We start from the raw sequence: 8636 nt of genomic DNA, 5'->3' as shown, positions 1-8636 counted from the left end.
GCCGCGTAGCGTCACGAACATCTCGTCTAAATGCCAGGTGTTGGCTGGCTTGCGCCGCGCCGCCTTGGCGCACTTAGAGAATCCAGCGCCGAACTTGTCGCACCAGCAACGGATGGTTTCGTATGTGACCACGACGCCACGCTCGAGCAACAACTCTTCGATGTCGCGCAGGCTCAGGCTGAACCGGAAGTACCAGCGAACGGCGCAGCTGATGACGATAGCGGGGAAGCGGTGGCCGTGATAAAGCGATTTCGTCTTCTTCATCGCTTCATTCTACTGCCACACCTCCAGCAACCTGACAGTGCCGTTGCAAGTAATGTTGTGTCGCACTGTACGTCTTGAAATGAAGTTGAAACGAAGCAGGCACCTGAATGATGGGGATGAGAGCAAGATAAGCGAATTTCCGGTCGACTTTCTCACGTGACGGAAAAATTTCGCGCGAAATGGCAGCTCTCGGGGCTAGACACAAGTTTCCTTGCAACATAGACACATCTTTGCTTGCGTAAGCGTAAATCGATGCACCATCGTGCTATTAGGATAATCCTTCTTATCATAAGGCATGTATTTATCGAGTAAACTAGGATGTATGAAAACGCGTCACACTGCCCAGCCCACCCCGGCCGATACGGTTCCTCCTGAAACATCCGGCTTCCCCGATGCCGCCGAACTCGCCGCCCTGCGCGCGTGGTACGCGGGCGTCGCCGTGCGGCCGGCGGTCGAGCGCTATCTGCCTTCGGCGCTGGGTGATGGCAGATCCGCGCGCGGCGTGCTCGGGCGCATCCGCAGGCGCCTGGTGGCACTCGCGCGTGCCGTCAACCGCGAGGATCTGGCCACCCTGCTCGACCATCCCGCGGATGCGCGCGCGCAGCACGCGAAAGCCGTCGCCCAGGCCATCGACTTTCTGCGCACCGCCCGCCCGCGCGAGCCGCAGATCGCCGACGACATCGCGCAGTGGTTCGCGCCGCGTGCCGTGCGTGTGCTGCAGGCGTACGGCATCACGACGCTTGCCGATCTCACCGTGCGCATTCCGCGCCGACGCCAGTGGTGGAAGGTCGTGCCGGGTCTCGGCGCAGCCAGCGCCCGCGCGATCGAGGCATTCTTCGCCGCTTGGCCCGCGCTCACCGAAAAGGCGCGTGCACTGATCGTGGCCAGCCGGCCGGGTCCCATCGTGCCGTGGGAGTCGATCAGCCTGCCGCACGAAGTCGATGGCTCCCAGGGCACCTTCCGCGCCCCGGCCGCGACCTGCACACTCGATGCGACCAACGACTACCAGGCGGTCCGGACCTGGCTCGCGCTGCACGAGTCGCCTGCGACTCAGCGCACCTACCGCAAGGAAGCCGAGCGGCTGATCCTGTGGGCGATCGTCGAGCGCGGCCGCGCGCTCTCCTCGCTTACGACCGAGGATGCGATCGCCTACCGGGCCTTCCTGCGCCATCCCGCGCCGCATGGGCGCTGGGTCGGGCCGGTACGCCCTCGCACTTCCCCCGACTGGCGGCCGTTCAATGGAAGCCTTTCCGCACGATCGGTCGCGCATGCGCTCTCTATCCTGGGCGCCCTGTTCCGCTGGCTCATCGAGCAGCGCTATGTGCTGGCCAATCCGTTTGCGGGCGTCAAGGTGCGGGAAGCGTCCGGATCAAACGTGCTCGATGTCTCGCACGCCTTCAGCGAGGGAGAATGGGCGCTGGTACGGACGATCGCTGAGGGGCTGGAATGGTCGCACGGCTGGACGGCGGCCGCCTCGCAGCGACTGCGCTTTCTGCTGGATTTTGGCTACGCGACGGGGCTACGCGCCAGAGAGTTCGTCGGCGCTACGCTGGGTCATGTCGAAACCGATCCGCGCGGTGACTACTGGCTACGTGTGACGGGCAAGGGGAAAAAGCTGGCGCGCGTGGCGCTCCCGCCGCTTGCCTGGGGCGCGCTCGCGCGTTATCTGGCCGAACGCGGACTGCCGGCCACGCAACTGCACTGGCGCCCGGAGACGCCCATCATCGGCAGTCTCGACGCGGATCGCGCCGGGGCAACGACCACAAGCATCAGCAGCGTGCGCCTGTGGATGGTGATGCGACGGTTCTTCCTGCTCGCCGCCAGGGCGATCGAAGCGGATCACGCGCCGCTCGCGGAGAAGCTGCGGCGTGCGAGTCCGCACTGGATGCGGCACACGCACGCGACGCACGCGCTCGGGCGTGGAGCGGAACTGACCACCGTGCGCGACAACCTGCGGCACGCCTCCGTGTCAACCACCTCGATCTACCTGCACAGTGACGAGGTCAAGCGGGCGCAACAGATCGGTGATGCCTTCGCCCGCCGGACGTAACGCCCGGGGACCACGGGTCACCGGCCACGCGCCAGTTCCCCAGAAGCGTTCCACGTTGCCCTACAATCGTCTCGCCTTGATCCATCCCGAACCCCCTCATGTCCAATCAAAGCCCAGCACGCCGGCCCGCCGGCCACTCCAAGGCCTTGCAGCTGCCGATGGCACGCCACCGCGCGTCGGAGCTCATCCTGCGCACGCGCCTGATGCTCGAGCGTGCCCGCCATAGCGACATAGACCAGGGGCTGATCAACCATCTGGCGCAGGTCTGTATCATCAGCGGTCACATTGCCCGTGCCGGACATGGCCTGATCCCACCTGCCAGATTCGACTGGGTCGAGCAGGAGCTGGCGCAGACCCTGCTCGCTTTTCATGAATCGGGTGCGTACGGCGCGCTTCCTGCACCACTGCTCGATGGCCTGACAGAAGTGGTCAACGAATACGACCGCATGCTCGGCACCGTGCGACTTGAACTCTTCGCGAAAGCCAGCGACTATCTGGATCAGTTGATGACCATCGCGGCGAGCGGAAAGGCCGGCCAGCCCAGAGACCTGCTTAAACTGCCGACGCGAGGCAGCGCTGCGCCTGCGGCCACCTAGACCCTGGCAGCACTAAAGTTGTTCGTCCCGTCGGGCGCAGATAATGCCCCAGCGATCACCCCACTCAGTTAATCAGCAGACGATGAAACGTGTTTCCGTGCGGCGCTCCTCCATACACGGCAAGGGCGTCTTCGCGCTCCGGGCACTTGGCGCAGGCGAGCGCATTCTTGAATACCGCGGACTCGTGACGTCGTGGCCTGAAGCCGCGCGGCATTACGCCCACCGCGAAGCGGAAGGGCACACCTTTCTGTTCGGAAGAGAGGACGGACAGGTCATCGACGGCGGCCGGGGCGGAAACAGCGCGCGCTGGCTGAATCATGCCTGTGATGCCAACTGCGAGGCCGTCGAGGAGGACGGTCGCATTTTCATCGAAGCCAAGCGCGAAATCGGCGAAGGTGAAGAGCTCTTTATCGACTATTACCTGCAGGTGCCGAACGCAAAACGCCGAAAGTCGCTGGACGACTATCGCTGCCGATGTGGCGCTTCGGCATGCCGCGGCACGATGCTGGCAAGTACTCGTTGAGCACCGCGCGCCACACAGCCCAACAGGGGAACGGGATTCCAGCGACCATGGCTAGCTGGCGAATGCCTGCCATCGCGGCATGCCACAGCCACCTTCGCAGGTAGCCGCCGGTTTCGGCCAGTTTCGGTCGTTCGACGTCGTCGCACGGATCGTCGAGAATAAGTGCCTCCGGCATCGAGATTACCTTTCCCCCATGCGCAGATTACAGGCATCGCGCTTCTATATTGCAGGCGGCTCCGCAGAGCCTGCCTTCATACTGGACGGCGCAGTCTCCGAGTGGCTCTTTACCTCGGGATTCTGGAATCGAATTAACAATTCTTTGGGGACGACGTTCGACCAATTCGAAGAGGATGAGGCTGAGCCCGCGGTTCTTTTACAAATTGCACCTGAGTTAGAGTTCTGCCTCCGGTCGCTTCAATCGCAGGGTGACGGCCCGGTGAGTTTCGTTTGTGGGTGGTCCCCCGCTGGAGATACCCATACTATTGAGGTTCAGCGGACGGATCTTGTCTCGCAATTGGTGGCGCTACGAGACCTCCTTGCTTCGGCCGCTGCCAACAGGGAAGTTCTTAGATTCAGTCTTTGACTGCGGCCTGCTATCTAAATGGGCGGGGCACGGCCATGACTGGACACTCGGCCGATGTGGCTAAACCATTGACAATGCGGTTGGCGCCCACGTTCGCCGTCACCTTGCCGCTACCCAGATGCAGCAATGCACGGGTATCGCAACCTTCGGCCGAATTGGATTTTTACATTCCCCCTTCAAAATCATCTGGGAGATCACTTAACTCTCGATATAAGGCAATAGAACACAGCACGACGCAAACAGAAAAATTGGTAAAAGCATCCCGAATGCTTCCTCCCCCTTTCCATTTACTTCCCAAAATATTGAAAATAAAAAATATAAAATAAACAAAGTAAATATTGCCAAATAAAAGCGCGAGAATAATTGCTTTCTGCTTAGTCTTGCCTTCCCATTTAGCGTTCGGCGCGCCTTGATCACCTGATAGATGAAAAATACGGCGCAAAACAAAAACACAGGAATCAACCTCCCGAGCGCCGCACCAAAGGCTCGACCTCTCGCAATCGAGACAACGATTGAAAATACCACCAACGATGTTATGAGGGGTGTTTTTTCGCGTATTCTCGCGAATGCTATTTTGCTTGCTTCCAGCATGACTGCTTCTGTGTCTTTGAATTACAGCTTGAATAGCTGCGCCCGCGGATCAATGTTTCAGCCAGAATACGATCGCTCCAATCGGAACGGCAATGTCGTGAATGATTGACTCACACGATCCAGCGCGGAATGCACGCATTAGAGTTAACGGCTACTTTGCGGAAAACCGAAGGACCCCTTGCGGGTCGGTTATGCCGGTTGCATGAGACGGGGGCCCGGGGGCGAGCGGCATGCTCGGTCGTGGGACGCAGTGCGGCCATCAACGGTCAGTCAGCGATCGCTGTTACATCGATGACAATGACGCTGGGACGCCATGCTTTCGGCAGAATCAACGGCGTGCCCCGTTCGATAACCATCAAGGAACAGAACGAGGCATGGGAATCGGGGGCCGCTTAGTCAATGCAATCCAGGCACGCGCAATTGAACGCGGACATCAACGAATTGTGTTGAGCGTCTCGCCAGACAATGCCGATGCGGTGATGATGTATCGTCGGCAAGGATTCACATTCCTGCCCGAGTGGGAGCCGTTGGCCAGTCAACCTGGAGTCAACGTGCAAAAGATGGAATGGAAGACTGATCGCTGACCGGCAGAGCCAGTTACTCGGCCGTATTGCGCGACTGCGTTGGATTTCCTCGGCAGGGAGCTTCGAGTTGGCCAAGGCCTGCCGCGTCGGGCCGTGTTCGGCCGACTTCGGGTGTTCGACATCATGGCGTAGATTGTCGACAATAGAGCCCTCGATTTGCAAAGGAAAGTACCGTCATGACACTTGAGCAGCAACTTGCAACGCTTTCGGATTGCGGCATCAACTTTGACAACGGCATTACGATCGAAGATATGCTCTATTCATTCTCGCGCGAAGAATACGAGAAGCGCCCCTTCGATTTAGTTCTCTTTGTGCTCGGTATCGAGGTGGAGCGTGAACCGTGGAACCGTCCATTTTGTTCGCGGGTGTGGAACTTCGACCCGAAGTGCATTACTTCAACGGGCGACTACACGCGGATCGTAAGACGATTGTGCCAGGTTGCAGGAATTTCCGACGGTTTGAACAATGTTAGAGATTTTGTTGATCTGCAAAGTGCCAAAGCTTGGTTGAAGTATTGGATCGGGGACGTCGAGCGCAATTTGCCCGCAAAGGTAATGGGGACCTGGGCGGATCCACAAACCGTTTCTCATGTTATGCGCGATATTCAGCAACTAGACGGGCGCCGATTTTATTTCAAAGACAACGGACAGGCGATGGTGCTTTATTACCTCGATCCCGATGCCGCAGCAATGCTCAATCGCCTGGCACATGGCACACTGCAGCCAGCTGCTTGACGATATTTGAAGACGAAGTCATCCACTCCATCGCGACCAGGAACGGACGGTCGATGCCGTGATGTGAATCGTCGACAATTGCGACCGAGATCGCACGGCACCCTATGGCTGCCCCGGTCCAAGCATGCCCGCAAGTGCAGCTTGTGGGCGATCCCTCCCGACGAAATGGTTAGCCGCCACCTGGTTCTTCCCCTTCATCTGCCCTCCAAGACATTTGGGCTCGCTGTTCATCAGACAGAGGAAGACTGGCCTGCTGTTCACGGCTTGCCACAGCGCTAGTCATATTCGCTCCAACGAAGCTGCATGCCTTAAACGACGAAAGCCGAAGGTCGGCACCACTTAGATCTGCTTTATCGAAACATACTCTCACGTACATCGAGGCACGCAAATCAGATTGCGTCAGAGTCGAACGACTGAAGTTAACCTCAATAAAATTGTTCCAGCACAGGGTGGACTCAGAGAGATCGCTGTTCTCGAAACTCACGTTCCTTATCTCCGAGCGACCAAAGAAGCTTCTTGGCACTGTAAGGCTGGAAAGATCTACATCCTTAACCTGAGTGCGAAAAAAGCTAACTCCCGGCGGCCCAGAGTCATCGTACTGAGGGCGGTGGTCTCGCATCGGAGGCAGCTTTCCCTTAACGGTAAGCCCCAGTTCTTGGAGGGTCTGACAGGAGGCCCGGTAGTTCTTGCGTCCGGTCGAAGCTACTCCGTAAGGAGAAAGGCAAGAGAGGAGAATGACGACAATAGATCTGCGCGAGACCATAACGACTAACGGTGCTTATACGGGCGTCGGGATCCACATAGTAATTCATATTTTTGCGAACCCACACACTGAATGATCGGCGCGTCGAACCATTTTTCTCCCGCCGCTTAACTCGAGTGACTGTTATCGGACGCCTTGAGTGTCTCGTTCGGGTCGCGAACCGAGATGCCGCCCCACTCCGATGTGCATCCTCGAAACCATCACTGCGACCTGCCAAACCTGGGTTGCATCAAGGATGCGACGCGCGTGCGTCGTTTGCCGTCAACAATCGAACTGCGACCGCCCGTCTTGCAAACCAAATTTATTTCCTTTCGCTCTGCATTCGCCTGCCATTCGCCTTTCTTGTGTCGCGCTTAGTATTGGAGTTCACCTGAACGACCTGCAGTTGGGGCGGTACGATCGTCGGAGGCTCCGGGATCGGAGGCGCACCAGGTAGATCAAACCGCGCCTCCCATGCAGCGGTATTCCTTTTGTCCGCGCTGGGCAGGTCGGGGATGAACGTGTGCAGCGAGTCCGGCATCGGATCGCGCAATACACGCAGCAAACTGTTCACGAAAACATAGGGTTCAGGCAGCCCCTCTTCCGGCGCGCCCAGCCTCGGGAATTCACCTGCCCGGATTGCGACGCTCGAGTTGATCTCCTCAATGCGGATATCCGGTCGGGCGAGAGAATCGCGGATCCGCGCCACCCCGCCCAGGCGTTCGACGAAAACTGGGCCAAGAATCGTGTACCAGTTCACGCTCTTGATAAAACCCCACGCGTCGACTTTTGCGCCAGGGACAAGCTGTCTGTAGATAGCAGTTACGCTGTCGCGAGAATCACCCTCGTAAGAATAAACTTCATGCGCCTGGTTAAGATGCGCAGTGCTTATCATATCCAAACCACTAAAACGCTGTGCGAGAGCCCATTCCTGCGGCATGTAGCGATGGTAACTGTAGGGAAAAACAGGCGCGTACCCGCCATAGCCTCCACGAACTTTCAACTTTTCGCAGACAAAACGCAGGAATGCCTCATATTGCTCAAGCCCCGATGGTTTGGTGGCGAGCTCCATTGGAACGTTGAATTTCAGTAGCGACAAACCGGCCTCATGACCGGCCGGCACAAAGCAACCGGACGGCATTGTCCGGTCTTGTGGGTTTGCCGTCCCAGTCAACACGCTGATTTTATATTCTGCGGCCGTATCGTAATCAGTCGCGCTCGCACGGAGAGCGCCGATTATCATGTACATCGGCGTTTCTATAATCGAACGCCTGATTTTCTCTACGCCCGCAGCGGTGCGCTTTGTGAATCGCCCATCATCTGAGTCTTTTCCGCCTTTCAGATGTTCGCCGAACATGTCAGCAAACCGGTCAAAACACTCAAGAATGGCCTGACGTCCATCCGGCAGTGCACCCCGTTCGAAATAGATCGTCCCCACCAGGCCAGGTAACATCCCCATCCTGCCATTCTCAAGCCGGTTAGAGAGTTCTTCGCCATACTGCGAGAAGGCCTGCAACGGCGTAAGTACGGTTTGATTTTTCTGAGAATCCATCAATCCCCCTGATCGGAGATTTTAATTACTGGAAGCGGCCCGAAGCCCTGATTTTGCTACGATATCAGGCGACCTCGGCGGCGATCACAGGACAGCCATTAGCGCCACCCGCCGCAGCCTTTCTGACACGGATAATAGCCACGCGTGCAGTGAGAATCGCGAGGAGCGCTTCAGTTTGTACTACAGCGAAGGCGATGGCCGCAATTATCACGACCACGCCCATTGTCGAATCCATCGAAGCCTTCGGAAACTGCGGAAATGCAAACGCTTCGTCAAGGATAGCAAATACGGCGCAAATTCTTGAATGAGCGCTTCGGGGCGGGTGAGGTCCGCTGCGGGTCGAGGCCGTGTAAAAACGCGCAGAACGGCCGACCGATCCCTCCCCGGCGGGAGCACAGTTGCGTTAGGACGTGACGC

9 protein-coding genes and 1 pseudogene are annotated in these 8636 nt (G+C 58.2%); 5 read left to right on the top strand and 5 right to left on the bottom strand.

The window, feature by feature from the left end; genetic code table 11:
- Positions 1 to 264, bottom strand: a pseudogene (locus SB764_RS37815) (IS6 family transposase); the annotation flags it as partial.
- Positions 265 to 586: 322 nt separating this feature from the next.
- Here SB764_RS37815 and SB764_RS37810 point away from each other — a divergent pair.
- From SB764_RS37810 to SB764_RS37800, 3 genes are all read left to right on the top strand, one after another.
- Positions 587 to 2314 carry a phage integrase family protein gene (locus SB764_RS37810; protein ID WP_410866436.1) on the top strand — a complete coding sequence of 576 codons (1728 nt, stop codon included), beginning with the start codon at positions 587 to 589 and terminating at the stop codon, positions 2312 to 2314.
- A gap of 98 nt (positions 2315 to 2412) precedes the next feature.
- Entirely contained in the window at positions 2413 to 2910 is a 498-nt protein-coding gene (locus SB764_RS37805; protein ID WP_074987917.1) for a hypothetical protein, read from the top strand.
- Between the two features lie 82 nt (positions 2911 to 2992).
- Positions 2993 to 3433, top strand: coding sequence for an SET domain-containing protein (locus tag SB764_RS37800; protein WP_183708665.1), 441 nt, complete (start codon positions 2993 to 2995; stop codon positions 3431 to 3433).
- A gap of 781 nt (positions 3434 to 4214) precedes the next feature.
- Here the strand turns inward: SB764_RS37800 and SB764_RS37795 are convergent.
- The gene (locus SB764_RS37795) at positions 4215 to 4607 is read right to left on the bottom strand and encodes a hypothetical protein (RefSeq protein ID WP_410866435.1); all 393 of its coding nucleotides are present in this window, start codon (positions 4605 to 4607) and stop codon (positions 4215 to 4217) included.
- Between the two features lie 230 nt (positions 4608 to 4837).
- On the opposite strand from SB764_RS37795, the gene SB764_RS37790 reads away from it, so the two are divergent.
- Together SB764_RS37790 and SB764_RS37785 are read left to right on the top strand one after the other, a co-directional pair.
- Positions 4838 to 5191, top strand: coding sequence for a GNAT family N-acetyltransferase (locus SB764_RS37790; protein WP_410866434.1), 354 nt, complete (start codon positions 4838 to 4840; stop codon positions 5189 to 5191).
- A gap of 176 nt (positions 5192 to 5367) precedes the next feature.
- A complete protein-coding gene (locus tag SB764_RS37785) occupies positions 5368 to 5925 on the top strand; it encodes a hypothetical protein (RefSeq protein ID WP_183708763.1) in 558 nt (185 codons plus the stop codon).
- Positions 5926 to 6094: 169 nt separating this feature from the next.
- On the opposite strand, the gene SB764_RS37780 is transcribed toward SB764_RS37785, so the two are convergent.
- The 3 genes from SB764_RS37780 to SB764_RS37770 all read right to left on the bottom strand — a co-directional run bounded on the left by SB764_RS37780 (position 6095) and on the right by SB764_RS37770 (position 8454).
- Positions 6095 to 6544: a pentapeptide repeat-containing protein gene (locus tag SB764_RS37780; protein WP_410866433.1), complete on the bottom strand. Its 450-nt coding sequence runs from the start codon at positions 6542 to 6544 to the stop codon at positions 6095 to 6097.
- Positions 6545 to 6989: 445 nt separating this feature from the next.
- The gene (locus SB764_RS37775; protein WP_080180428.1) at positions 6990 to 8219 is read right to left on the bottom strand and encodes a type VI immunity family protein; all 1230 of its coding nucleotides are present in this window, start codon (positions 8217 to 8219) and stop codon (positions 6990 to 6992) included.
- A gap of 64 nt (positions 8220 to 8283) precedes the next feature.
- On the bottom strand, positions 8284 to 8454 hold the full coding sequence (locus SB764_RS37770) for a hypothetical protein (protein WP_183708761.1): 171 nt from the start codon (positions 8452 to 8454) through the stop codon (positions 8284 to 8286).
- Between the last annotated feature and the right edge of the window lie 182 nt (positions 8455 to 8636).

This window comes from Paraburkholderia sp. SIMBA_027 (assembly GCF_046535315.1).
Lineage (GTDB): Bacteria > Pseudomonadota > Gammaproteobacteria > Burkholderiales > Burkholderiaceae > Paraburkholderia > Paraburkholderia tropica.
This window is presented reverse-complemented; position numbering and strand designations above follow the sequence as displayed.